This window comes from Mycobacterium sp. URHB0044 (genome assembly GCF_000620625.1).
Classification (GTDB): Bacteria; Actinomycetota; Actinomycetes; order Mycobacteriales; family Mycobacteriaceae; genus Mycobacterium.
This window is the reverse complement of sequence record NZ_JIAW01000011.1, coordinates 17559-42696: the sequence shown is the minus strand read 5'-3', so window position 1 is coordinate 42696 and position 25138 is coordinate 17559. Positions and strand designations below refer to the sequence as shown.

General features: G+C 67.4%; 26 protein-coding genes. 5 read left to right on the top strand and 21 right to left on the bottom strand.

Annotation, left to right across the window (positions count from 1 at the left end):
- Positions 1-22: 22 nt before the first annotated feature.
- The 5 genes from N536_RS0121595 to N536_RS0121575 form a co-directional block, all read right to left on the bottom strand.
- Positions 23-976, bottom strand: coding sequence for a DUF58 domain-containing protein (locus N536_RS0121595; RefSeq protein WP_029115516.1), 954 nt, complete (start codon positions 974-976; stop codon positions 23-25).
- Positions 973-2124 carry a MoxR family ATPase gene (locus N536_RS0121590; protein WP_029115515.1) on the bottom strand — a complete coding sequence of 384 codons (1152 nt, stop codon included), beginning with the start codon at positions 2122-2124 and terminating at the stop codon, positions 973-975. The genes N536_RS0121595 and N536_RS0121590 overlap by 4 nt, the downstream gene beginning before the upstream one ends.
- A 134-nt stretch (positions 2125-2258) precedes the next feature.
- Positions 2259-2975: an NlpC/P60 family peptidoglycan endopeptidase RipB gene (gene ripB, locus N536_RS0121585; protein WP_081809320.1), complete on the bottom strand. Its 717-nt coding sequence runs from the start codon at positions 2973-2975 to the stop codon at positions 2259-2261.
- The gene (gene ripA / locus N536_RS0121580) at positions 2975-4411 is read right to left on the bottom strand and encodes an NlpC/P60 family peptidoglycan endopeptidase RipA (RefSeq protein ID WP_029115513.1); all 1437 of its coding nucleotides are present in this window, start codon (positions 4409-4411) and stop codon (positions 2975-2977) included. Before ripA ends, ripB begins: the two co-directional genes overlap by 1 nt.
- A 218-nt stretch (positions 4412-4629) precedes the next feature.
- Positions 4630-5160: a DUF6676 family protein gene (locus N536_RS0121575; RefSeq protein ID WP_029115512.1), complete on the bottom strand. Its 531-nt coding sequence runs from the start codon at positions 5158-5160 to the stop codon at positions 4630-4632.
- 163 nt (positions 5161-5323) lie between these two features.
- Here N536_RS0121575 and N536_RS0121570 point away from each other — a divergent pair, with 163 nt between their 5' ends.
- Together N536_RS0121570 and N536_RS0121565 are read left to right on the top strand one after the other, a co-directional pair.
- Positions 5324-8137: an aconitate hydratase gene (locus N536_RS0121570; RefSeq protein WP_029115511.1), complete on the top strand. Its 2814-nt coding sequence runs from the start codon at positions 5324-5326 to the stop codon at positions 8135-8137.
- Between the two features lie 34 nt (positions 8138-8171).
- A complete protein-coding gene (locus tag N536_RS0121565; protein ID WP_029115510.1) occupies positions 8172-8735 on the top strand; it encodes a TetR/AcrR family transcriptional regulator in 564 nt (187 codons plus the stop codon).
- Here the strand turns inward: N536_RS0121565 and N536_RS0121560 are convergent, their stop codons facing one another.
- The 16 genes from N536_RS0121560 to N536_RS39105 all read right to left on the bottom strand — a co-directional run bounded on the left by N536_RS0121560 (position 8736) and on the right by N536_RS39105 (position 21544).
- Positions 8736-8927 carry a helix-turn-helix domain-containing protein gene (locus N536_RS0121560; protein ID WP_029115509.1) on the bottom strand — a complete coding sequence of 64 codons (192 nt, stop codon included), beginning with the start codon at positions 8925-8927 and terminating at the stop codon, positions 8736-8738.
- Between the two features lie 98 nt (positions 8928-9025).
- Positions 9026-10654 carry an ABC-F family ATP-binding cassette domain-containing protein gene (locus N536_RS0121555; RefSeq protein WP_029115508.1) on the bottom strand — a complete coding sequence of 543 codons (1629 nt, stop codon included), beginning with the start codon at positions 10652-10654 and terminating at the stop codon, positions 9026-9028.
- A gap of 26 nt (positions 10655-10680) precedes the next feature.
- Entirely contained in the window at positions 10681-11526 is an 846-nt protein-coding gene (locus N536_RS0121550) for an enoyl-CoA hydratase (protein ID WP_197040203.1), read from the bottom strand.
- A 24-nt stretch (positions 11527-11550) separates the two neighbouring features.
- Positions 11551-11916 (bottom strand): thioredoxin, encoded by a 366-nt coding sequence (gene trxA / locus N536_RS0121545; RefSeq protein ID WP_029115506.1) that lies wholly within the window; start codon positions 11914-11916, stop codon positions 11551-11553.
- Positions 11917-11965: 49 nt separating this feature from the next.
- Positions 11966-13120, bottom strand: a complete 1155-nt coding sequence (locus N536_RS0121540) for an NADH:flavin oxidoreductase (RefSeq protein ID WP_081809319.1) — start codon at positions 13118-13120, stop codon at positions 11966-11968.
- Complete coding sequence (locus tag N536_RS0121535) at positions 13121-13345, bottom strand: anti-sigma factor (RefSeq protein WP_029115504.1); 225 nt, start codon at positions 13343-13345, stop codon at positions 13121-13123.
- A gap of 2 nt (positions 13346-13347) precedes the next feature.
- The gene (locus tag N536_RS0121530; protein ID WP_029115503.1) at positions 13348-13986 is read right to left on the bottom strand and encodes an RNA polymerase sigma factor; all 639 of its coding nucleotides are present in this window, start codon (positions 13984-13986) and stop codon (positions 13348-13350) included.
- Positions 13983-14624: a hypothetical protein gene (locus N536_RS0121525; RefSeq protein WP_029115502.1), complete on the bottom strand. Its 642-nt coding sequence runs from the start codon at positions 14622-14624 to the stop codon at positions 13983-13985. The genes N536_RS0121530 and N536_RS0121525 overlap by 4 nt, the downstream gene beginning before the upstream one ends.
- 66 nt (positions 14625-14690) lie before the next feature.
- Entirely contained in the window at positions 14691-15203 is a 513-nt protein-coding gene (locus tag N536_RS0121520; RefSeq protein WP_369798455.1) for a hypothetical protein, read from the bottom strand.
- A 67-nt stretch (positions 15204-15270) separates the two neighbouring features.
- Complete coding sequence (locus N536_RS0121515) at positions 15271-15678, bottom strand: metal-sulfur cluster assembly factor (protein WP_197040196.1); 408 nt, start codon at positions 15676-15678, stop codon at positions 15271-15273.
- Positions 15675-16136, bottom strand: coding sequence for a Fe-S cluster assembly sulfur transfer protein SufU (sufU, locus tag N536_RS0121510; protein ID WP_197040202.1), 462 nt, complete (start codon positions 16134-16136; stop codon positions 15675-15677). Before sufU ends, N536_RS0121515 begins: the two co-directional genes overlap by 4 nt.
- Before the next feature lie 6 nt (positions 16137-16142).
- Complete coding sequence (locus N536_RS0121505) at positions 16143-17408, bottom strand: cysteine desulfurase (protein WP_051574671.1); 1266 nt, start codon at positions 17406-17408, stop codon at positions 16143-16145.
- Between the two features lie 11 nt (positions 17409-17419).
- Positions 17420-18190, bottom strand: a complete 771-nt coding sequence (gene sufC / locus N536_RS0121500) for a Fe-S cluster assembly ATPase SufC (RefSeq protein ID WP_029115497.1) — start codon at positions 18188-18190, stop codon at positions 17420-17422.
- 2 nt (positions 18191-18192) lie between these two features.
- Positions 18193-19368 (bottom strand): Fe-S cluster assembly protein SufD, encoded by a 1176-nt coding sequence (gene sufD / locus N536_RS0121495; RefSeq protein WP_029115496.1) that lies wholly within the window; start codon positions 19366-19368, stop codon positions 18193-18195.
- Positions 19365-20795, bottom strand: a complete 1431-nt coding sequence (gene sufB, locus N536_RS0121490; protein WP_029115495.1) for a Fe-S cluster assembly protein SufB — start codon at positions 20793-20795, stop codon at positions 19365-19367. Before sufB ends, sufD begins: the two co-directional genes overlap by 4 nt.
- Complete coding sequence (locus N536_RS39105; RefSeq protein ID WP_081809318.1) at positions 20792-21544, bottom strand: metalloregulator ArsR/SmtB family transcription factor; 753 nt, start codon at positions 21542-21544, stop codon at positions 20792-20794. The genes sufB and N536_RS39105 overlap by 4 nt, the downstream gene beginning before the upstream one ends.
- Before the next feature lie 76 nt (positions 21545-21620).
- Between N536_RS39105 and mptB the strand changes: the two genes are divergently transcribed.
- The 3 genes from mptB (at position 21621) to N536_RS0121470 (ending at position 25136) form a co-directional block, all read left to right on the top strand.
- Positions 21621-23336: a polyprenol phosphomannose-dependent alpha 1,6 mannosyltransferase MptB gene (gene mptB, locus N536_RS0121480; protein ID WP_029115494.1), complete on the top strand. Its 1716-nt coding sequence runs from the start codon at positions 21621-21623 to the stop codon at positions 23334-23336.
- Positions 23327-24265: an ABC transporter ATP-binding protein gene (locus N536_RS0121475; RefSeq protein WP_369798460.1), complete on the top strand. Its 939-nt coding sequence runs from the start codon at positions 23327-23329 to the stop codon at positions 24263-24265. The genes mptB and N536_RS0121475 overlap by 10 nt, the downstream gene beginning before the upstream one ends.
- 97 nt (positions 24266-24362) lie before the next feature.
- Positions 24363-25136 (top strand): ABC transporter permease, encoded by a 774-nt coding sequence (locus N536_RS0121470; RefSeq protein WP_029115492.1) that lies wholly within the window; start codon positions 24363-24365, stop codon positions 25134-25136.
- Positions 25137-25138 lie beyond the last annotated feature (2 nt).

The window sequence follows — 25138 nt, the reverse complement described above, 5'->3', positions numbered from 1 at the left end:
AGTCTGCTCTTCGCGCAAGCGCTCATCGGCGACCCGTCAGGGCACCGCGTTTGCGATTCGAAGCGACGAACCGGACCACGTCGGCGATCCAGTCCCGGTCCGTGCGCAGTGTGAGAAGCGGCGCGCCGCAGCGCCGTAGCGTGCGAGCCACTTCCGCACGGTGGGCCTGCGCGGCCTTGGCGAAGTCGTTGCGCAACTGCGCGTCGATGGTGAACTCCCGCGTGACGCCGGATTCGGTGTCCTGCAGGATCACGTCGCCGACGTCGGGCAACTCGACGTCGCGCGGGTCGATGATCTCGATGCCCAGCACCTCGTGCCGCCCCGCGATGGCGCGCAACGGCCGCATCCAGTTGATCGGACCGAGGAAGTCGCTGATGACGACCACCATGCCGCGTCGGCGTTCGGGCCTGCGCAGGGCATCGATGGCCGTCGCGAGGTCACCCCGCACCCCGACCGGCGCCTTCGGCGTGGTGGCGATCGCGCGCAACAGCTCCTGCTCGTGCATGCGACCCGACAGTGCGGGCACCCGCCGGGTGACGTCACCGTTGGTGATCACGGCGCCCAGCCGGTTGCCCCCACCGCTGTTGAGGAACGCGATGGAAGCCGCGGCGGCCACGGCGAGGTCGCGCTTCTCGCAACCGGCGGTACCGAAGTCGAGGCTGGCCGACACGTCGACCACCAGCCAGGTCTCGAGCTCGCGGTCGGCGATCATCTGCCGTACGTGCGGCGTGGTGGTCCGCGCGGTCACCGACCAGTCCATCCGGCGAACGTCGTCGCCGGGCTGGTAGATGCGTGACTCGCCCGGTTCCGAACCCGGGCCCGGCATGAGCCCCTGATGGTCGCCGTGCAACACGCCGTCGAGCTTGCGGCGGACCGTCAGCTCGAGCTTGCGCAGTGCCGCCGACAGGGCGGGGTCGCGGATCTCGCCACGCTGCAGGGACGGCAGGTCGACCGTCCGGCGTTGCGACCCGGTCACCGACCGCTGGCCGCCGCCGCAGGAGCGGGCATGGCCGGCGCGACCGAATGGCCTTGCTGCGGAATGGCGTTCACCTGAGGCAGCGCGACAGTCTGCAGGATGCGGTTGACCACGGTCTCCGCGGAGATCTCGTCGGCCAGCGCATCGTAGGTGAGCACCAGACGGTGCCGCAGCACGTCGGGGATGACCTCGACGACGTCCTGAGGGACGACGTAGTCGCGGCCACGGATCAATGCCAGCGCACGTGACGCGGCGATGATGCCCAGCGAAGCGCGCGGCGAGGCGCCGTAGGCGATCCACGCCTTTGCGTCGGGCATGCCGAACTTCTCGGGCTCACGGGTGGCGGTGACGACGCGGACCACGTAGTCGACCAGGGCGTGGTGCACGAACGTGTTCGCCGCGACGTTCTGCAACCGCAGCAGGTCGTTGGGGTCGAGGATCTGCTTCGGCGTGGGCGGCGTGACACCCATGCGGTAGATGATCTCGCGCTCTTCCTCCGGCGACGGGTAGTCGATGTTCAGCTTGAACAGGAAGCGGTCGCGCTGGGCCTCGGGCAGGGCGTAGACGCCTTCCTGCTCGATCGGGTTCTGCGTCGCCATGACCAGGAACGGGCTTGGCAGCGGGAAGGTCTTGCCGCCGATGGACACCTTGCGCTCGGCCATGACCTCGAGAAGTGCCGACTGCACCTTGGCGGGCGCACGGTTGATCTCGTCCGCGAGCAGGAAGTTGACCATCACGGGGCCGACTTCGATGTCGAACTCTTCCTTGCCCACCCGGTAGATGCGGGTACCGACGATGTCGGTGGGCACCAGGTCGGGGGTGAACTGGATGCGGGCGAAGGTGCCGCCGACGACCTTGGCGAACGTCTCCACCGCAAGGGTCTTGGCGACGCCTGGCACGCCCTCGAGCAGCACGTGCCCCTTGGCGAGCAGGCCGACCAGCATGCGTTCGACCAGCTGGTCCTGGCCGACGATGATGCGCTTCACCTCGAAGATCGCGCGCTCCAGCGTGTGCACCTCACCCTGCAGGCCGCCTGCCGGTTGCCCTCCGTTGGTCGGGCCCTGCTGGGAGCCGGGAGTAAAGCCCTGCGCCGGGCCAGGACCGGGGAACCCTCCGGCGCCCTGCGGCGGCCCACTCGGTGACGTCATTCAGCTTCCTCCCACTTGGTTCACTTCAGACCTACTGGTCAACGCGGCGCCCGGGCCTCTCGGCGGGCGTCCCTCGTCAACTATTCCAGGCAGTTCGGAATCCGTCGACGTCGCCGCTCGGATGGCAGTGTCGGTCAGCTCTCGATGATGCGCGCCAGGTAGGGCTGCAAGCCTGCCATCCGCACCGGGCTCACGGTCACCTTCTCCGCGCTACCCGAGGCCTCGAGCATCTTGCCGCCGCCGAGATAGATGGCGACGTGCTGGCTTCCGCCCGGTCCCCAGAACAGCAGATCTCCGCGCTTGGCCTGTGACTGCGGCACCTTGCGGCCGGTGTTGTACTGGTCGCCCGAGAACTTGGGAATCTGCACGCCCACGCCGGCGAACGCATATCTGGTGAACCCCGAGCAGTCGTAGCCGATCTTGCCCGCGTCGTAGTCGACGCCCGCGCTGGGACCGTTGAGCGCACCGCCGCCCCACGAGTACGGAACGCCCATCTGCGACGCGCCACGCCGAATCACGTACTCGATCGCCTGGGGGCCGCGCACCCGCCCGCCGGGCATCGCGGCGGCGGCCGGAGACCCTCCGAGGCCGATGCTCGACAGGAACTGCTGCCCCAGGCTCTGCGTGGTCTGCAGCGCGATCTGGCTGACCTGAAACGAGGCGTTGGCGATCGCCACCGGGTCGCCGGGCGCACCGGAGCTGACGATCTTCGGCAGCGTCGGATCCCACTGTCCGTCGTCGGGCTCGGCGGCCGCGGGCACGGCCGCACCAACCATGAGCGCGAGCGCGCACACCAGCGGTGCGAGCACCCACGCGGGACGAAAGAACTTCAATCGCAAGCTAATCACCATCAGTATTCGATGTAACGGACCACGTACGGCGTCATACCGCTGGTCCGTACGGGCGAGACCTTCACGGTCGAACCGGTGTAGGGAGCCTCGAGCATCTGCCCGCCGCCGAGATACAGCGTCACGTGCTGGCTGCCGCCAGGGCCGTAGAAGATCACGTCGCCCCTACGCATCTGCGACGACGGGATCTTGCGGCCCATGTCGTATTGCGCACCGGAATAATGCGGCAGCTTGATGCCGACGCCGGCGAAGGCGTACAGGATCAGGCCCGAACAGTCGAAACCGGTTGTGCCCGCGCCAGAGTCGATGCCCCTGCTCGGACCCACAGCGTTGCCGCCGCCCCACGAGTAGGGAACGCCCAGCTGTGAGCCCGCCCGCTTGATGACGTACTCCGCGGCCTCTCGGCCATAGACGCGCGGTATCGCACCGTTGGTGAAACCCGTTGGCGTTGGCAGAATTCCGAGCTTCTGCAGGAACTGGGTACCCATCTGGCTCGTCGCCTGCGCCGACGTCGAGGCGATCCCGAGCACCGCGTTGATGATCGCGATCGGGTCACCGCTGACGAACGCGCTGGGGATGGCTGGCAGCGTCGGGTCCCACGGCGATGCCCAGTCGGAGGCGCCCGGCGCCGCTGCAGCAGGCGCACGGTCCCAGTTCGCGGCGGGGTCGCCAGCCGGAGCGGCCGCCGCAGCCGCAGCCTGCGGTACGGCCTTGCCCGCCGGCGCTGACCACTGCCGCGCCTGGTCCAGCTTGGCTTGCGCCGCCGACCGTTCGGCCGTCAGTCGGTCGAGGTCGGCCTGTTGACTGCCGAAGGTCTGCTGCGCCTGAGTGAGCGCCGCCACGGCCGAATCCTGGCTGGCCTGCGCGTCGAGCACCGCCTGGTCGGCCTTCTGCTTCGCCAACCGAGCCGCCGACTCGCGATTCGACTCCTCGGTGCGGGCACGCTGCAGGTTGGCCATGACCTGCTGGCTGCTGAGCGACAGCGTCTGACTGGTGGCCGCCGTGTCGATGATGTCGGCGGGATCGCTGGCGGTCACGTAGGAGGCCGACGGTCCGCTCATGTACGTCGACGCCGCGAATCCGTCGAATCTCTGTTGCGCAGCGGTGATCGCGGCGGTGGCATCGGACAGACCCGCTTGGCTCGCGTCGACCTCCTGCTGGGCGGCCACCGCGGCGTCACGCGCTGTTTGAACGTCGACGAGCGCCTTGTTCACGCTCTCCTGTTGGGTCTGAATGGCGGCGCCGAGGTCCTGCAGCTTCTGATTGGCCTCGGCCACTGCGGTGACGAGCCCCGCTATTCCCTCTTGATTGCCGGGTTCGGCGACCGCGGTACCGGTGCCGGGCGCGATTACGGAAGCGACCAGGACTCCGAATACGAGTGAACCCACTCCGAATCGGCTCCACAGCCGCGACGCAGAGGCGCGAGTGATGCGTCTCATTGGCTTCTGGTCTCCCTCGGGCTGGATGCGAACGTGCCGGCGCGTTCGTCTGTGCCCTGTCACAGAAGTCACACCAAGCACAACTGCAACAACAGGCACCTTTTGCACCGTACGTCACAACAAGCGCTAAAGAAACGTCAGCAACAAATTACAAGTTTGTAATTGAAATGAGCGTTACCGAATGGTGATCTTCGAATTCGCCGAGCGCGCCTTTTGCGTCAGTCGGAGGACGTCGCGGGGTCCTGCTCGTCCACCGTTCGCCGCGCCCGAACCTGCAGCATGCGGGTGGCGACGGCAGTCAGCGCGACGCCAAGCACCAGAACGATCGTGAATGGCGTCCACGGAAAATGCGACGCAGTCAACTCACCGACGAAATTCTTCGACGACAGCACCGGATTGCCGGTCTTCGCCACGTCTTGACCCGCCTCCAAAGTGACGCGGTCGAACTCCTGGCTATACGTGCCCGCGAAGAACGGACTGATCGCCAGCACCGTCGAGCCGGGGTGGGCCTGGCCGACCTCGGTGGCGATGTCGCGCAGCGGGGTGTCGATCGGAGGATTGGTGGGAATCACCACGATCTTCAGGTCGATGCCCTGAGCGCGCGCATCCGCCACGACCTGCTTGAGCGCGGGCACGTCGGCGGCGGGTGCGCTCACGCCGTCGGCGGCGACGGCAGCATTGACCGCGTTCATGTCCACGTCGGGCGGGATGTACTCCGGCAGGAACGGGATGACGAGCGGTCCGGTCACAGGGGGGAGGTTACGGCACACCTTCTTTGTGGACTGGCAGCCCATGCCGATGAGGACAAGACTGGGAACCGCCCCGTGGTGGCTTACAGGACAAGCGTACTGTTAGAATCGACACCGCCGTTCGACACAGCCCGTCACGGCGAAAACTAAACCGGGAGTTGATGTGAGCAGCAAGGATTCGGTGAATTCATTCGGAGCCCGCGACACGTTGAAGGTCGGGGACTCCGACTACGAGATCTACCGCCTCGACGCGGTACCCGGAACCGAGAAACTCCCCTACAGCCTCAAGGTGCTCGCCGAGAATCTGCTGCGCACCGAGGACGGCGCGAACATCACCAAGGATCACATCGAGGCCATCGCGAACTGGGATCCGTCAGCCGACCCCAGCATCGAGATCCAGTTCACCCCCGGGCGGGTGATCATGCAGGACTTCACCGGCGTGCCGTGCATCGTCGACCTGGCCACCATGCGGGAAGCCGTCGGCGACCTTGGCGGGGACCCGCAGAAGGTCAACCCGCTCGCCCCGGCGGACCTGGTGATCGACCACTCCGTCATCGCTGACCTCTTCGGCACCGCCAACGCGTTCGAGCGCAACGTGGAGATCGAGTACGAGCGCAACGGTGAGCGCTATCAGTTCCTGCGTTGGGGCCAGGGCGCATTCGACGACTTCAAGGTGGTCCCCCCGGGCACCGGCATCGTCCACCAGGTCAACATCGAGTACCTGGCCTCGGTCGTCATGGAGCGCGACGGTGTCGCTTACCCCGACACCTGCGTGGGCACCGACTCGCACACCACGATGGAGAACGGCCTCGGCGTCCTAGGCTGGGGCGTCGGCGGCATCGAGGCCGAGGCGGCGATGTTGGGCCAGCCCGTGTCGATGCTCATCCCCCGCGTCGTCGGGTTCAAGCTGACCGGTGAACGCCCGACCGGCGTGACCGCCACCGACGTCGTACTCACCGTCACCGAGATGCTGCGCAAGCACGGGGTGGTCGGCAAGTTCGTCGAGTTCTACGGCGAGGGCGTGGCCGAGGTCCCCCTGGCCAACCGCGCCACCCTGGGCAACATGAGCCCCGAATTCGGCTCCACCGCAGCGATTTTCCCGATCGACGACGTCACGATCGACTACCTGCGGATGACCGGCCGCAGCGAGCAGCAGCTGGCTCTGGTCGAGGCCTACGCCAAGGCACAGGGCATGTGGCATGACCCGCAGCGCGAGCCGACGTTCTCCGAGTACATCGAGCTGGACCTGTCGGACGTCGTCCCATCGATCGCCGGACCCAAGCGGCCGCAGGACCGCATCGCGCTGAGCGACGCAAAGACAGCCTTCCGCAAGGACATTCACAACTACGTCGAGGAAAACATGCCGGTCGAGCACTCCAAGCTCGACGAGGCAGTCGAGGAAAGCTTCCCGGCCAGCGATCCCGCGGTGCTGTCTTTCGCGGACGCCGACGCGGTCGAGGTGGCCTCGGCCGCCGTGGGCTCCAACGGGCGGCCGAGCAAGCCCGTGGAGGTGCATTCCGACGAGCATGGCGACTTCATCCTCGACCACGGCGCCGTTGCGATCGCGGCGATCACGTCGTGCACCAACACCTCCAACCCGGAGGTCATGATCGGCGCGGCACTGCTGGCCCGCAACGCCGTGGACAAGGGCCTGGCCTCCAAGCCGTGGGTCAAGACGACGATGGCGCCCGGCTCGCAGGTGGTCAGCGACTACTACGACAAGGCCGGCCTGTGGCCGTACCTGGAGAAGCTGGGCTTCTACCTCGTCGGTTACGGCTGCACCACCTGCATCGGCAACTCCGGGCCGCTGTCGGATGAGATCAGCAAGGCCATCAACGACAACGACCTGTCGGTCACCGCAGTCCTCTCGGGCAACCGCAACTTCGAGGGTCGCATCAACCCCGACGTGAAGATGAACTACCTGGCGTCTCCGCCGCTCGTCATCGCCTATGCCCTGGCGGGCACGATGGACTTCGACTTCGAGACCGACCGCCTCGGCAAGGACACAGACGGCAACGACGTATTCCTCCGGGACATCTGGCCGACGCAGAAGGACATCAGCGACACCATCGCCTCGGCGATCAACACGGAGATGTTCACGAAGAACTACGGCGACGTGTTCAAGGGTGACGACCGGTGGCGCAACCTGCCAACGCCGAGTGGCAACACCTTCGAGTGGAACCCGGACTCGACCTACGTGCGCAAGCCACCGTACTTCGACGGCATGCCACCGGAGCCGCAGCCGGTGACCGACATCTCCGGTGCCAGAGTTCTTGCGCTGCTTGGCGATTCGGTGACCACCGACCACATCTCCCCCGCGGGCAGCATCAAGCCGGGCACCCCGGCCGCGCAGTATCTCGACGCACACGGCATCGACAAGAAGGACTACAACTCCTACGGGTCGCGCCGCGGCAACCACGAGGTCATGATCCGGGGCACGTTCGCCAACATCCGGCTGAAGAACCAATTGCTCGACGACGTGTCGGGCGGCTACACCCGCGACTTCACCGCTGAAGGGGCACCTCAGGCGTTCATCTACGACGCCGCCCAGAACTACGCGGCACAGAACGTTCCGCTGGTCGTGTTGGGCGGCAAGGAGTACGGCTCCGGATCGTCTCGCGACTGGGCGGCCAAGGGCACCAGCCTGTTGGGCGTGCGCGCGGTGATCGTGGAGTCGTTCGAGCGCATCCACCGCTCCAACCTCATCGGCATGGGGGTCATCCCGCTGCAGTTCCCGCAGGGCGAGTCGGCGGCGAGCCTCAAGCTGGACGGCACCGAAGTGTTCGACATCTCGGGCATCGAGGCACTCAATGAGGGCAAGACGCCGAAGACCGTGCACGTCACCGCCGCCAAGGGCGACGGTTCCAAGGTCGAGTTCGACGCGGTGGTGCGCATCGACACCCCCGGAGAGGCCGACTACTACCGCAACGGCGGCATCCTGCAGTACGTCTTGCGCAACATGCTGAAGACGAGCTGACCGCGGAACGCGGCCGAGAAGAAAAGGCATTCCGTTGCCCCGGGTGACCGAGGACCATCTGGCGGCCAGGCGCCGTCAGATTCTCGACGGCGCACGCCGGTGCTTCGCCGAGTACGGATATGACAAGGCGACCGTGCGGCGGCTCGAACACACCATCGGGCTGTCGCGCGGCGCCATCTTCCATCACTTCCGTGACAAGGACACCTTGTTCTTCGAGCTGGCACGCGAAGACGCGGAACGGATGGCGGACGTGGCATCGCGGGAGGGCTTGATCCAGGTGATGCGCGATCTGCTGGCCGCGCCCGAGCAGTTCGACTGGCTGGCGACCCGGCTGGAGATCGCGCGCAAGCTGCGCAATGATCCAGTGTTCAATCGCGGTTGGGCGGAGCGCTCAGCGGAGCTGTCCGTGGCGACGACCGAACGCCTTCGCCGGCAGAAGCAGGCGGGACGACTGCGGGACGACGTGCCGAGCGACGTGTTGCAGACCTACCTGGACCTCGTCCTCGACGGACTGGTGGCTCGGCTCGCTTCCGGTGACCAGCCCGAACGGCTCAGCGCCGTATTGGATCTGGTCGAGGCTTCAGTACGCCAGCAGTGATCAGCGCCGGTTGCGGTGATTGGGCCCACCGCGGCTTCGCATCGTCGTCCCCGACTCGCGCAGCATGCTGTGGACCGAACCGTACGAGCGTCCCGTCTTCTCCACCAGGGTCCGGATGCTGGCGCCCCCCTCGTAGGCATTGCGCAACTCGTTGAGCAACTGATCCCGGGACTTGTTCTTCAGATCTTGCATCGAAGCGTCTCCCACCTGTCGTATCCCCGACCCGTTTACGTCAACTACCCAGGTTCAAAGGCATTCAATCTGGGACGAAACGATTTTCGCGAGCGGCCTCAGGCCAGTTCGATGAGATCCCGGTATTCGTCGGACCAGTAGTCCTCGGTCGCGTCGGGCAGCAACACCACGCGCTGAGGTTCGAGTGCCTCGGCCGCGCCCGGGTCGTGGGTCACCAGCACGACGGCGCCCTGGTAGCTGCGCAACGCGTCGAGAACCTGTTCCCGCGACGCGGGGTCGAGGTTGTTGGTCGGCTCGTCGAGCAACAGGACGTTGGCCGTCGACGCCACGAGACCGGCCAGCGCCAGCCGGGTCTTCTCACCACCGGACAGCGTGCCTGCAGGCTGATCGAGCTGCGGTCCGCTGAACATGAAGGCGCCCAGCAGGCTGCGCAGGTCCTGCTCGCCCGTGTCGGGTGCGGCGTGACGGATGTTCTCCCACACCGACGCCATTCCGTCGATCGTGTCGTGTTCCTGCGCGAAGTACCCGAGCTTCAATCCATGGCCGGGCTCGATAGCTCCCGCATCGGCCGTCTCGACCCCCGCGAGGATGCGCAGCAGGGTGGTCTTGCCGGCACCGTTGAGCCCGAGGACGACGACGCGCGACCCCTTGTCGATGGCGAGGTCGACGCCGGTGAAGATCTCCAGCGAACCGTAGGTCTTGGTGAGCCCCTTGCCCACGAGTGGGGTGCGACCGCACACCGCGGGTGTGGGAAACCTGATCTTGGCGACCCTGTCGGCCACCCGCTCCTCGTCGAGTTCGGACATCATCCGCTCGGCACGGCGCAGCATGTTCTGTGCGGCAACGGCTTTGGTGGCCTTGGCACCCATCTTGGCGGCCTGGGTACGCAGCGCGGAGGCCTTCTTCTCGGCATTCGCGCGTTCGCGTCGACGGCGTTGCTCGTCGGTGGCGCGGGCGTCGAGGTACTTCTGCCAGCCCATGTTGTAGACGTCGGCCTCACCGCGCACGGCGTCGAGGAACCAGACCCGATTCACCACGTCAGCGAGCAGTTCGACGTTGTGGCTGATGACCACGAGCCCACCGGTGTGGTTCTGCAGGAAGCTGCGCAGCCAGCCGATGGAGTCCGCGTCGAGGTGGTTGGTCGGCTCGTCGAGCAGCAGCGTGGTGTCCGAACCCGACCCGGTGTCCGACGCAGCGAACAGGATGCGGCTGAGTTCGACCCGGCGCCGCTGACCGCCCGACAGCGTCCTCAGTGGCTGCGTCAGAACCCGTTCCGGCAGGCCGAGACTCGCGCAGATCCGGCCCGCCTCGCTCTCGGCGGCATACCCGCCGAGAGCGGAGAACCGCTCCTCGAGCTCACCGTAACGGCGCACTGCCTTGTCGCGGGCGGCGTCGTCGGCCACCTCGGCCATGATCGCCTGCTGCTTCTCCAGGTCCGCGAGCAGTGTGTCGAGGCCGCGCGCCGAGAGCACCCGGTCCCGGGCCAGCATGTCGAGGTCGCCTTCCCTCGGATCCTGCGGCAGGTAGCCGATCTCGCCGGTCCGCTCGATGGTCCCCGCGTAGGGCTCGCCCTCGCCTGCCAGAATTCGCATCGTGGTGGTCTTGCCCGCACCGTTGCGCCCCACCAGGCCGATCCGGTCACCGGGCTGGATCCGCAGTGCGGCGCCCTCGACGGACAGCAGCGTGCGCGCGCCGGCGCGGACCTCGAGGTCCGTTGCGGTGATCACGCTGCTTCTCCCTATCGGTTAGTCGGTCACTTGTCGTCGGTAAAGACCGCGGGCCGCTTCTCGGCGCGCGCGGCAACCGCTTCCTCGAAGTTGGCGGTGAGTAGGCGCACGAAGAGCTGGCCCAGGCCCTCGGCCTGCATGTGACCTTCCAGGCTACCGGCGTCCAGTCCACTCCAAAGTGTGCGCTTGGTCAACTCGATACCCGGCCGCGAGAACGTCGCGATCCGCTCGGCCATGTCGAAGCACGCGTCGAGCAGCTCGCCGTCGGGCACGGTGCGCGACACCAGACCGATGCGCTCGGCCTCCTGGGCGTCGATGTCGCGACCGGTCAGCATCGCCTCGAACGCCCGTGACGTCCCGATCGCCCGTGGCAGCAGGTAGGACAGCCCGAGCTCGCTGGCCGTCAGCCCGTTGTTGATGCCTGCAGCGCGGAAGTAGGCGCCCTCGGCCGCGAGCCGGATGTCCGCGGCCAGGGCCAGGCACAACCCTCCACCGATGGCCGCTCCGTTGACGGCGGCGATGACCGGCTGATGCATCTTGCGTAGGGCCAAGATCACATCGTCGAGCACCTCCATCGACCGCAACGCGAAGGTCGGACGAGTCAGACCGTCGACGTGTGGGACGGATCCGGCCGACTTGTGGTCGGCACCGGAGGAGAACCCGCGGCCGGCGCCGGTGAGCACCACGACGCGCGTGTCGTTGTCGTGATTGAGCTCGTCGAGGGCCTTCTTCAGCGGCACCATGACGTCGAACGCCATCGAGTTCATCCGCTCCGGCCGGTTCAACGTGACCAACGCCACGTTCGGTCTCGGGTGGTCGACGAGGACTAGCGGTTGCTGGGCGTTCTGTTCGGTCACGACAAAGCACGTTATAGCGTGCCGCGCGCGGCCCCGCCGTTACGCCTGTTGGGTGTCGCCCTGCTCAGCGATCGCGGCCTCGACGTCGAAGTCCTTGATCTTGGTGATGATGTCGTCCAGCTGATCGGCGGGCAGCATGCCGGAGTGCCGGAACACCATGTGGCCCTTCTTGAACGCCATCAGGGTGGGGATCGCCTGGATCTCGGCGGCTGCGGCCAGACCCTGTTCGGCCTCGGTGTCGACTTTGCCGTGGACCACGTCGGGATGCTTCTCCGACGACGCGGCGAACGTCGGCGCGAACGCACGACACGGCCCGCACCAGGACGCCCAGAAGTCGACCAACACGATCTCGTTGTCGGTGACGGTGGCATTGAATTCTTCTGCGGTGATGTCTTGCGTGCTCACGCCTCTCCTAACGTTGCGGTTTACCTGGTTGTTCCCTGTGAACGCGCGGCTAACTCAGCCGAGCCAACGCGGTTTCGGCGTCAAACCCTTCGAACCCGTCAAGCGAACCATCACGCAGCCGGTTCACCCACGTCGGGTCGGCCAGCAGCGCCCGCCCGATCGCGACGACGTCGAACTCCCCCGCGGCGTACTGATCGAGCAACCGGTCGACGGGCGCCGGCGGGATCCGCCCGCCGGCCCGTCCCGGCGTGAACTCCGTCTCCAGGCCCACCGAGCCGACCGCGATCACTGGGACACCGGTGACCTTCTTGGTCCATCCGGACAGGCTCAGTTCGGGGTCGGCGTCCGGGAACGCCGGCTTGTAGTGCCTGCGCGTCGACGGGTGCAGAACATCCACGCCGGCGTCGACCAGCGGCGCCAACAGCTCTTGCAGCTCCGTCGGATCGTCGGCGATCGACGCGGCGTAGTCGGTCTGCTTCCACTGCGAGAACCGGAAGATGATCGGGTAGTCCGGCCCGACGGCCGCGCGCACCGCCGCGACCACTTCGGTCGGGAACCGGGTCCGGTCGGCCAGCTCACCGCCGTAGCCGTCGGTGCGCAGATTCGTCTTAGCCCACAGGAATTCGTCGAGCAGATAGCCATGCGCGCCATGCAGTTCGACGGCATCGAAGCCGGCGTCGCGGGCGTTGCGGGCGGCTTGGGCGAACGAGTCGGCGACACCGGCGAGTTCATCGGTGCGCAGCGCCCGCCCCCGCGGTTCGCCGGCACTGTTGACCCCCGACGGGCTCACCGGGGCGATCCCGTCGGCGTCGCCGCGTTCGGCGCCCTGATGCCACAGCTGCGCGGCGATCGCGCCGCCATGTCCGTGCACCGCTGCGGTCACCGCTCGCCAGCCGGCCAGCACGTCGTCGCCTGCGATGGTGGGGATGCTGGCGGGCCAGCCTGCTTCCGGCTGCGCCAGCCGGATTCCCTCGGTGATGATCAGCCCCACGCCGCCCGCGGCCCGGCGGGCGTAGTACTTGGCGACGTCTGCTCCCGGTATCCCGTCGGGCGACGCCCTACGCGTCATGGGGGCCATCGCGAACCGGTTGCGGACCGTCAGCGACCGCACGCTCAACGGCTGGAACAGGTCGGTCACGCGATCGTCGAGAGCCACGGACCGGTACAACACCGCCGCCGACCGGTTCGATTCCGTTGCGCTCATTCAGCCGAAGTTCTTGAACGCGTCGAGCAGGCGGGCACGGTAGGCCGGATCCAGTTCGTCGTCACGGACACCACCAACGGCGCGCACCGTCTCGCGGAACTGCTGCAGGTAGTTCTCACAGCCGTCGCATTCGACGAGATGCATGTCGAAGCGCTCGCGGGTGTCCGGGTCGAGCGACCCGTCGAGATAGGCGGTGACGAGTTCGACGAGTTCGTTGCAGTCCATCATCAGGACACCTCTTCCAAATAATCCTCGAGGACGGCTCGCACGGCGGCGCGCCCGCGATGCAGCAGCACCCGTTGATTGGCCACGCTGATGTCGAGCATTTCGCACACCTCGGCGGAGTCGAACCCGAGCATGTCGCGCAGCGTCACGACGATCCGCTGCCGGTCAGGCAATCCGTCGAGGCCACGCCGCGCAACGCCGACCAGTTCGTCGCCGAGTACCGATCCCTCGGGTGTCTCCGGAAACGCGGCGGGCACGGCGTCCTCGCGCCAGTGGCCGGGCCACGGATCGTCGCTCCCGCGAAACCGCGCGGGATCGACGGTGCCACCGGTGTACGCGGCGATGGCCGCATCGGAATCGCGGCGTTCGCGTATCCCGCGCGCCTTGGCGATGTTGATCATCACGGCGAACAACCAGGTCCGCAGCGATGAGCGCCCCTCGAACCCGTCGATGCCCTTCAGCAGGGCGATCCACGCCTCCTGGACCACCTCTTCGGCGATCTCGCGGCTCGGCACGTAGCCCCTGGCGACCCGAAGCAACGCAGGGGTGTGTTGGTCGACGAGGGTGGCGAAGGCCCGTTCGTCACCCTCGCGCAAGGCGTCGATCAGCGGAGCTTCGTCGACGGTGCCCGCCGTGTTCACGCGTTGCTCCCGAGATGTTCTCGCGCGCGATCGAAGAAGTCGGTGATGTCGTCGGCGAGTTCGTTGACGTCGTGCGTTGGGTCCAGGCTCCGCACGGCGCCGAACGGCGCGTTCCAGAACGTGCCGGTGCGGGCCGTCCACGGGCCGACGTAGACGTACGGCGTGGGGTGATACGAATCGCCCGCGGACACACCGTAGTTGACCTCGCTGTCGGTGACCGCGACGTCGAAGTGCTCCGGCCACAGCACCGGATGTTGTTCGGGCAGAAACTGTTTCAACGCGAAGCCGCCCGCGTACAAACTCCTGTGGAGCAGTGCGGCGGCCTCGGGGTGGATGTCGAGCACCGCGTCGGCGGCCAGCGGGTCGTCGATCTCGTAGACGCCCTCGGGCGGCCCGAACCGAACGCCCGCGGCCGCGGCGAGCGCGCCCGGGCTGCTACCGGCCAGCGGTGCGCTGCCGTCCTGCCAAGTGAACTCGGTGCCATGCACGGCGAGTGGAAGCGCGACGCCGACGAACCCGTCCTGCCGCACGGCGAGACGGATGGTGCCCGCCGCCCGGTGCTGGGGGCCGGCGATCAGGCTCTCGGCGATGCCGCGCAGCTGTCGACGGGTTGCGACGTAGTCGATCCCACTGTCCATCCCGCTGTCCATGGCGCCCCTCTCCCAGGCTCGATACGAACTGTGTTCATCCAACGGGCTCGAGCGTTACACGTCCAAGCACTCGCGAGCCATCTCTGCAGCGCGATCGGCATTGGTCAGCAGCTGCGCCTGACGTTTGGGCCACCAGAAGACATCGATCAGCAGTAACCCGAGATACACACACGACGCCACACTGTCCCGCCTCGATCCCGCCACCGTGTCCCATACCGCCAATGCCGCGGCCACCGCCAGGACCAGCCAGATCAACCACCGAAAGAGTCGACCGCGGTCGGCAGCCGCATGTAGGCCGTCGCAGTAGTCGATGACCGCCTGCGCGAGCCGCGGATCGGAGATTCGCTCACCGCGCCGGGCGGCCCGTACGACCGCCACACGTTGTTCGCCGCCCAGATCCCTTGCGCCAGGCCAATATCGGCCCATCCGGCGAGCCATGACGATTCCCCATGCGACGCCAAGGATGACGAACACGATCACGGCGGCCAGCAGGAATCCTGAGTCGAGAAGCGCCAACGCCCCGAAGAAGAGCCCGACAACGACGCCGACCGTCGCTGCCCTCGTCACGCGACCACCCCGCCATACCGGGGCCGGGACGGTGATCACAGAGTGATTGTGACCGCCTTAGCGACGGTTAGACGGTGAAACCGAGCGCCCGCAGTTGCTCGCGGCCGTCCTCGGTGATCTTGTCCGGGCCCCACGGCGGGTTCCACACCCAGTTGATCTTGATGTCGCTGACCAGGCCGGCCCCGACGAGGGCGGTGCGTGACTGATCCTCGATGACGTCGGTGAGCGGACAGGCCGCCGAGGTGAGCGTCATGTCGATCAACGCCACCGCGCCCGGGCCCTCCTTGTCGACGTTGAGACCGTAGACCAGGCCGAGGTCGACGACGTTGATGCCGAGTTCGGGATCGACGACGTCACGCATCGCCTCTTCGAGGTCGGCCAGCAGCTCCTCGCTGGGCTGGAAGGACGCCGCGCTCGCGTCGCTCGGCAGTGATTCCCCGCTCGCTTCGCTGGTGCCCGTGGTCGTCTCGCTCATCGCTTTCCTCCATCGCCGTCTTCGGTGTGGGATGCCTGCGCGACCGCGTCCTTAAACGCCATCCATCCCAATAACGCACATTTCACCCGTGCCGGGTACTTGGCCACGCCTGCGAACGCGATGCCGTCGCCGATCACGTCCTCGTCGCCCTCGACGTTTCCGCGCGAGGAGATCATCTCGGTGAACGCCGCGACAGTTTTGAGCGCATCCCCGACCGTCTGGCCGATCACCTGGTCGGCGAGCACCGACGTCGCCGCCTGGCTGATCGAGCAGCCCTGCCCGTCGTAGGACACGTCGGCGACGTGCTCGCCGTCGTCGGCGAGCGCCACCCGCAGCGTCACCTCGTCACCGCACGTCGGATTGACGTGGTGCACTTCCGCGCCGAAGGGCTCGCGCAGCCCACGGTGGTGCGGCCGCTTGTAGTGATCGAGGATCACTTCCTGATACATCTGCTCCATGCGCACTTACGGCCTGCCAAAGAACTCGACGGCTCGCTTGACACCCGCGACCAGCCGGTCGACCTCGTCGAGTGTGTTGTAGACCGCGAACGACGCCCGCGCGGTGGCAGCGATGCCGAACCTGCGGTGCAGCGGCCATGCGCAGTGGTGTCCGACCCGGACCGCCACGCCCTCGTCGTCGAGCACCTGGCCGACGTCGTGCGCGTGAATTCCGTCCACCACGAAGCTCACCGGCGACCCGCGGTGCTCGAGGGAATCGGGGCCGACGACGCGCACGCCCTCGACCGAACGCAAGCCTTCGAGTGCGGCCGCGACCAATTCGTTCTCATGGGCCTCGACGACGTCCATGCCGATGGCGGTGAGATACCTCGCCGCGGCCGCCAACCCGACGACCTGCGACGTCATCGGCGTGCCCGCCTCGAACCGCTGCGGCGCGGGTGCGTACGTGGTGGCCTCCATGGTGACGGTCTCGATCATGGAGCCACCGGTGATGAATGGCGGCATGGCGTTGAGCAGCTCGTGCTGGCCGTACAGCACGCCGATCCCGTTGGGCCCCAGCATCTTGTGGCCCGAGAACGCGGCGAAGTCGACGTCGAGGGCGTGGAAGTCGACGGGCTGGTGCGGCACCGACTGGCACGCATCCAGCAGCGTCAGCGCACCGACGGCCTTGGCCCGCGACACCAGCTCGGCGACCGGCGCGATGGCGCCGGTGACGTTCGAATGGTGGCTGAACGCAACGAGTTTGACGCGCTCGTCGAGTTGCAGCGAGTCCAGATCGATCCGGCCGTCGTCGGTCACGCCGTACCAGCGCAGGGTGGCTCCGGTGCGACGGGCCAGCTCCTGCCACGGGATCAGGTTCGCGTGGTGTTCGAGCTCGGTGGTGACGATGACGTCACCCGGTCCGATGGCGCGCTCGAAGCGGTTGTCGCCCAACGCATACGACACCAGGTTGATCGACTCGGTGGCGTTCTTGGTGAACACCAACTCGTCGGTGTCGGCACCGACGAAGGACGCGATGTCCTCACGGCCCTGCTCGTAGGCGTCGGTGGACTCCTCCATCAACTGATGGGCGCCGCGGTGCACCGCACCGTTCGAGGTGGAGAGGAACTCCCGCTCGGCGTCGAGCACCTGCAGCGGGCGCTGCGACGTTGCGCCGGAATCCAGGTAGGCCAGCTGATTTCCACCGCGCATCACCCGGTGCAGAATCGGGAAGTCGGCCCGGATCCTGGACAGGTCCGTCAGATCGAGCTGGCCGGCGGCCTGAATCGTCATGACGCGTCCCCTCAGGCTCCGCTGGCCGCGGCCTGCGTGAAGCGCTCGTAGCCGTTCTCTTCCAGCTCGTCGGCGAGCTCGGGCCCACCGGACTGGATGATCCGGCCGCCGACGAACACGTGCACGAACTGCGGCTGGATGTAGCGCAGGATGCGGGTGTAGTGGGTGATCAGCAGGACGCCGCCGTGCTCCGCCTCGGCGTAGCGGTTGACGCCTTCGCTGACGATGCGCAGCGCGTCGACGTCCAGACCGGAGTCGGTTTCGTCGAGGATCGCGATCTTGGGCTTCAGCAGACCGAGTTGCAGGATTTCGTGGCGCTTCTTCTCGCCACCCGAGAACCCTTCGTTGACACTGCGTTCGGAGAACGCCGGGTCGATGTCGAGGTCGGTCATCGCGGTCTTGACCTCCTTGACCCAGTGCCGCAGCTTGGGTGCCTCGCCGCGGACCGCCGTGGCGGCCGTGCGCAGGAAGTTCGACATCGAGACGCCGGGTACTTCGATCGGGTACTGCATGGCGAGGAACAGGCCGGCCCGTGCGCGTTCGTCGACGCTCATGTCCAGGACGTTCTCGCCGTCCAGGGTGATCGACCCCGACGTCACGACGTACTTCGGGTGCCCGGCGATCGCGTAGGACAGCGTCGACTTGCCGGAACCGTTGGGGCCCATCACCGCATGGGTCTCGCCCGAGCGCACGGTGAGGTCGACGCCCTTGAGGATGGGGATGTCGCCCTCGTCGGCGGAGGTGACGGAGACGTGCAGGTCCTTGATTTCGAGTGTGGTCATGATCAGTTGATTCTCGATTCGGTAATCGCTAGTTCGTGTTCGATGGCGTCGGTGAGGCGCTCGCGGATGTCGGGCACGGCGATCTTGGCGATGATCTCGCCAAAGAAGCCGCGCACCACCAGCCGTCGGGCCTGGTCTTCGGGAATGCCGCGGGCACGCAGGTAGAACAGCTGCTCGTCGTCGAAACGCCCCGTGGCGCTGGCGTGTCCGGCTCCGCGGATCTCGCCCGTCTCGATCTCGAGGTTGGGCACCGAGTCGGCGCGGGCGCCGTCGGTGAGCACCAGGTTGCGGTTCGCCTCGTAGGTGTCGGTGCCGGTGGCCTCCGCGCGGATCAGCACGTCGCCGATCCAGACGGTATGGGCGTCGGGCTTCTTGGAGTCCGGATCACCTTGCAGCGCACCCTTGTACAGCACGTTGGAGCGGCAGTTCGGCTGTGCGTGGTCGACCAGCAAGCGCGACTCGAAGTGCTGTCCGTCGTCGGCGAAGTACAGCCCGAGCATTTCGACGTCACCGCCCTGCGCCTCGAACCGCGTCCGAGCAGTCAGCCGCACCACGTCCCCACCGAGGGTGACCGCGACGTGCCTCAGCACCGCGTCCTTGCCCAGCGTTGCGTGATGAGTGCTGACGTAGACCGCGTCGTCGGCCCAGTCGGAGATCGACACCACGGTCAACCGGGCGGCGTCGCCGACGATGAGTTCGATGTTGTCGGCGTAGGTTCCGCTGCCGCGCTGGTCGATGACGACCACGGACTCCGCCAGTTCCTCGACCCGGATCTGGAGGTGGCCGTACGCCGTCGCACCCTCGCCCGGACCGGTCAGCGTGATCTCGATCGGCTGCTCGGGCGTCGCACCCCGCGCCACGGTGACGATGGTCGCCTGGTCGAACGAGGAGAAGGCCTGTGCGGCAACCCGATCGGCGGGAACGCCGGCCCGGCCGAGCCGTTCGTCACCGCGGCGAACGGATTCCACCGTCACACCGGGGCGGTCACTGACCTCGATGAGCGCGCTTCCGGTCACGGCCGCGGTGCCGTCGTGCAATCCGCGCAACCGCTTGAGTGGGGTAAAGCGCCACAGTTCGTCGCGGCCACCGGGTACCTCGAAGGCGTCGACGTCGAACGACGTGAACAGCTCGCCCTTGGTGCGCCCCTCCAATGACTCCGTCAGATTCTGAGGGGTCATCCGACCGCGCCCTCCATTTGCAGCTCGATCAGTCGGTTGAGTTCCAGCGCGTACTCCATCGGGAGTTCCTTGGCGATCGGCTCGACGAAGCCACGCACCACCATGGCCATCGCCTCGTCCTCGGTCATGCCGCGGCTCATCAGATAGAACAGCTGATCCTCGCTGACCTTCGACACCGTCGCCTCGTGACCCATCGTGACGTCGTCCTCACGGATGTCGACATACGGGTAGGTGTCGCTGCGGCTGATCGTATCGACCAGCAGCGCATCGCATTTCACGCTGGAACGGGAGCCGTGGGCACCCTTGTTCACCTGAACCAGGCCACGGTAGGACGCGCGGCCGCCGCCGCGGGCCACCGACTTCGACACGATGTTGCTCGACGTGTTCGGCGCCAGGTGCAGCATCTTGGCGCCGGTGTCCTGGTGCTGGCCCGGGCCCGAGAATGCCACCGAGAGCACCTCGCCCTTGGCGTGCTCACCGGTCATCCAGACGGCCGGGTACTTCATGGTGACCTTGGAGCCGATGTTGCCGTCGACCCACTCCATGGTGGCGCCTGCTTCTGCCCGAGCACGCTTGGTGACCAGGTTGTAGACGTTGTTCGACCAGTTCTGGATGGTGGTGTAGCGGCAGCGTCCGCCGGGCTTCACGATGATCTCGACCACCGCGGAGTGCAGCGAGTCGCTCTTGTAGATCGGCGCGGTACATCCCTCGACGTAGTGCACGTAGGCACCCTCGTCGACGATGATCAGCGTCCGCTCGAACTGACCCATGTTCTCGGTGTTGATCCGGAAGTAGGCCTGCAGCGGGATGTCGACGTGCACGCCCTTCGGCACGTAGATGAACGAGCCACCCGACCACACCGCCGTGTTCAGCGCGGAGAACTTGTTGTCACCGGCCGGGATGACCGTGCCGAAGTACTCCTTGAACAGCTCGGGGTGTTCACGCAGACCCGAGTCGGTGTCGAGGAAGATGACGCCGAGCGCCTCCAGGTCCTCGCGGATCGAGTGGTAGACCACCTCGGACTCGTACTGGGCCGCGACACCGGAGACCAGGCGCTGCTTCTCCGCCTCGGGGATCCCGAGCCGGTCGTAGGTGTTCTTGATGTCGGCGGGCAGGTCGTCCCACGTCGCGGCCTGCTTCTCGCTCGACCGCACGAAGTACTTGATGTTGTCGAAGTGGATGCCCTCGAGGTTGGAACCCCAGTTCGGCATCGGCTTCTTGTAGAACGTCTTCAGCGCCTTGAGCCGGTCCTCGAGCATCCACTCGGGCTCGCTCTTCTTCGCCGAGATGTCGCGCACCACGGCTTCGGAAAGCCCGCGCTGTGCGCTGGCGCCGGCGACGTCCGAGTCGGACCAGCCGTAGCCGTAGTTGCCCAGCGAGGCGATGGTCTCCTCTTGGCTGAGTTGCGTCTCCGGTGTGGTCGTCATGTCGACGCTCCTTGGTGGGTCTTGGGCGAGATGGACAGTTGCTTCTCGGGACTGATCGGTACGTGGGTGGTGCAGGCGCAGTCACCGTTGACGATGGTGGCCAGCCGTTGGACGTGCGTGCCGAGGATCTCGGCGAAGGCCTCGCGCTCGGCCTCACAGAGCTCGGGGAACTCCTCGGCCGCATGCGACACCGGGCAGTGGTGCTGACAGATCTGCACTCCGCCCACCGGCCCGGTGACCGGCGTGGTGGTGGTGGCGTAGCCGGCGTCGGTCAGCGCGGACGCGACCCGGTCGGCCGCACCCTCGACGTCACCGTCGGCGGCATCGGACACCCCGGCCAGGATCTTGTCGATGCGACGGCGCGCGAACGTCTGGATGGCTTCGTCGCCGCCGATCTCGCGCAGCTGCCGCATCGCGGCGATCGCCAGGTCGTCGTAGGTGTGACCGAGCTTGGCGCGTCCTGCGGCCGTGAGCCGGTACCGCTTGGCGGGCCTGCCTCGGCCGTTGTGCTGCCAGATGGCCGCGGCGTTCGATTCCGCGTCGCCCGCGTCGGTGAGCGCGTCGAGGTGCCTGCGCACGCCCGCGGCGGAGATACCCAGCCGTTCACCGATTTGACCGGCGGTGACGGGGCCCTCGAGGAGCAGCGCGACGATCGCTTGCCGGGTGTGGCCGTCAGGGGTCGGCACGACTCCGCCGGTGGACGCGGGCACGACGGCAGTCGCGCTCGTAGTCTCCGAACGGAATTTCACAACACCATTGTGACGGAATTCAGCAAGCCGTGCTAGCAAGGCCACCCTTACAACGGCGAATGGCTACGCTGCTGTGATGGCCGCCCGCCTACGGTCCCTCAGCACGGCCGTCGCCCGCTGGCACGCCGACGAGTCGACCGTCGGATCGCCACTCATCGCCGCAGAGGTGGCCGCGCTGCGTCGCACCCGGGTGTTCGGCGCCACCGGCACGGTGCTGATGGCGATCGGAGCGCTCGGAGCTGGCGCACGACCCGTCGTCCAGGATCCCACCTTCGGGGTGCGGCTGCTGAACTTGCCGTCCCGCATCCAGACCGTCTCGCTGACCATGACCACCACCGGCGCGGTGATGATGGCGCTGGCCTGGCTCATGCTGGGCCGCTTCGCCCTCGGCAACCGCCGCATGTCGCGCAGCCAACTGGACCGCACCCTGCTGCTGTGGGCACTGCCGCTGCTGATCGCGCCGCCGATGTACAGCAAGGACGTCTACTCCTATCTGGCGCAGAGCCAGATCGCCCGGCTAGGGCTCGACCCGTACCGCGTCGGCCCCGCACCGGGTCTCGGTCTCGATCACGTCTTCACGCTGTCGGTCCCCAGCCTGTGGCGCGATACGCCCGCGCCGTACGGCCCGCTGTTCCTGTGGGTCGGCCGCAGCATTTCCGCCGTCACCGGCGACAACATCGTCGCCGCCGTGCTCTTCCACCGCGTGATCGTCCTGCTGGGCGTCGGTCTGATCGTCTGGGCGACACCGCGATTGGCGCGGCGGTGCGGCGTGGCGGAGGTCAGCGCGCTGTGGCTTGGCCCGTGCAACCCGCTGCTGTTCATGCACCTGGTCGCGGGCATCCACAACGAGGCCCTGATGCTGGGCCTGATGCTGGCCGGAACCGAGTTCGCCCTGCGCGGTGTGGACGCCGCCCGGCCGCTGGTCCCGCGACCGTTGCACTGGCCCGGCCACCGTGACGAGTGGGCCCGGTGGAAGCCGATGTCGATGCTGATCGCGGGCACGGTGCTGATCGCACTCTCCTCACAGGTGAAGCTGCCGTCGCTGCTGGCCATCGGGTTCGTGGCGATGGCGCTGGCATGCCGGTGGGGCGGCACCCTGAAGGCGTTCTTCATCGCGGGCGGGTCGCTGGCCGCCGTGTCACTGGCGGTGATCGCGCTGGTCGGCTGGGCCAGCGGCCTTGGCTTCGGCTGGGTGTTCACGCTGGGCACGGCCAACGTCGTGCGGTCGTGGATGTCGCCACCGACGCTGCTCGCGCTCGGCACGGGTCAGGTGGGCATCCTGCTCGGGCTCGGCGACCACACCACCGCGGTCCTCGGCCTCACCCGCGCCATCGGTGTGATCATCATCGCAATTCTGGTCTCGTACCTGCTGCTGGCCGTGCTGCGCGGACGGCTGCACCCGGTCGGCGGACTCGGCGTCGCACTGGGCGCCACCGTGCTGCTGTTCCCCGTGGTGCAGCCGTGGTACCTGCTGTGGGCGATCATCCCGTTGGCCGCCTGGGCGACGCGACCCGGCTTCCGCGGCACCACCATCGCGATCACGCTGGTCGTGGGCATCTTCGGGCCGACGGCCAACGGCGACCGGTTCGCCTTGTTCCAGATCGTCGACGCGACGCTCGCGAGCGCGGTCATCGTCGCGATCCTCATCGCCATCACCTACCGCAGGCTGCCGTGGCGGCCACTGCCGGACACCAACGGCGCCGGGCCGCCGGTCGGCACCGTTTCCGGGCCGGTGTCTGGGCCACCGGCAACACCGGTGCCAAAGCCGGACGCCTACGCTGAATCCCCGTGAGCTCCCGTTCCGATGCCGTCGTGCTGCTGCGCGGCGTGACGAAGCGGTACGGGTCGACGACGGCGGTGGACGGGCTCGACCTCGACGTGCAGCGCGCCGAGATATTCGCGCTTCTCGGGCCGAACGGTGCGGGTAAGACCACCACCGTCGAGATGTGCGAGGGCTTCATCCGGCCCGACGCGGGCAGCATCGAGATCCTCGGGCTCGATCCCGTCGCCGACAACGCCCGGCTGCGCGAGCGCATCGGCGTCATGCTGCAGGGCGGCGGCGGCTATCCGGCGGCGCGGGCCGGCGAGATGCTCGACCTGGTCGCCGCGTACTCCGCCAACCCGCTCGACCCGGCGTGGCTGATGGACGTCCTCGGCCTGACGGAGTCGGCCCGTACCACCTACCGGCGGCTCTCTGGCGGCCAACAGCAACGCCTCGCACTGGCCTGCGCGGTGGTCGGCAGGCCCGAGCTGGTATTCCTCGACGAGCCGACCGCGGGCATGGACGCACACGCCCGAATCGTCGTGTGGGAGTTGATCGATGGCCTTCGCCGCGACGGCGTCACCGTCGTCCTCACCACCCACCAGCTCACCGAGGCCGAGCAGCTGGCCGACCGGCTGATGATCATCGACCACGGCGTAGCGGTGGCCACCGGAACCCCCGCCGAACTGATGGGCCGCGGCGCCGAGAATCAGCTGCGCTTCTCCGCTCCCCCGAAACTCGATCTTTCCCTGCTCATTTCGGCTCTTCCCGAGAGCTACAAGGCCATCGAGACGATGCCCGGCGAGTATCTGGTCGAGGGTCACGTCGACCCGCAGGTGCTGGCTACGGTGACGGCGTGGTGCGCGCGGCTCAACGTGCTGGCCACCGACATGCGCGTCGAGCAGCGCAGCCTCGAGGACGTCTTCCTCGATCTGACCGGACGGGAGCTTCGCCCGTGAACGCCACCTCGCAAGCATCGAGACTGCTGGCAGATCGCGAAATCGTGCAAAATCGCGATCTCCCAGCAGTCTCGGCGAGTGGGAGTGGGACGGTGGCATGACCGAGCGCTTCGCCGCGGGCACCTTCACCCCGGACCCGCGGCCCGCGACGGTGCCCAAGATGCTGACCGCGCAGTTCGGCCTGGAGCTGAAGCTGCTGCTGCGCAACGGCGAACAGCTGCTGCTGACGATGTTCATCCCGATCACACTGCTGGTGGGCCTGACATTGCTGCCGCTTGGCTCGTTCGGGGACAACCGGGCGGCCACGTTCGCGCCGGCGATCATGGGACTCGCGGTGATCTCGACGGCCTTCACCGGTCAGGCCATCGCTGTGGCGTTCGACCGGCGCTACGGCGCACTGAAACGACTGGGCGCCACGGCCCTTCCGGTGTGGGGCATCATCGCGGGCAAGTCGCTTGCCGTGGTCACGGTCGTTTTCCTGCAGTCGATTCTGTTGGGCGCCATCGGGTTTGCGCTGGGCTGGCGGCCCGCAATCGCGGGGCTGGCCCTTGGCGCGGTGATCATCGCGCTCGGCACCGCCGGGTTCGCCGCGCTGGGCCTGCTGCTCGGCGGCACCCTGCGCGCGGAGATCGTGCTGGCGGTGGCCAACCTGCTGTGGTTCGTCTTCGCGGGCCTCGGCGCGCTGACCCTCGGCGGCGGCATGGTCTCGCACGGCGTGCAATGGGTGGCGAGGCTGACGCCATCCGGCGCGCTGACCGAGGCGCTGACGCAAGCGATGACGCCGTCCGTGGACTGGTTCGGCATCGCGGTGCTCGCGGTGTGGGGCGGCGTGGCGGCGGTAGCCGCGCTGCGCTGGTTCCGCTTCACCTGAGC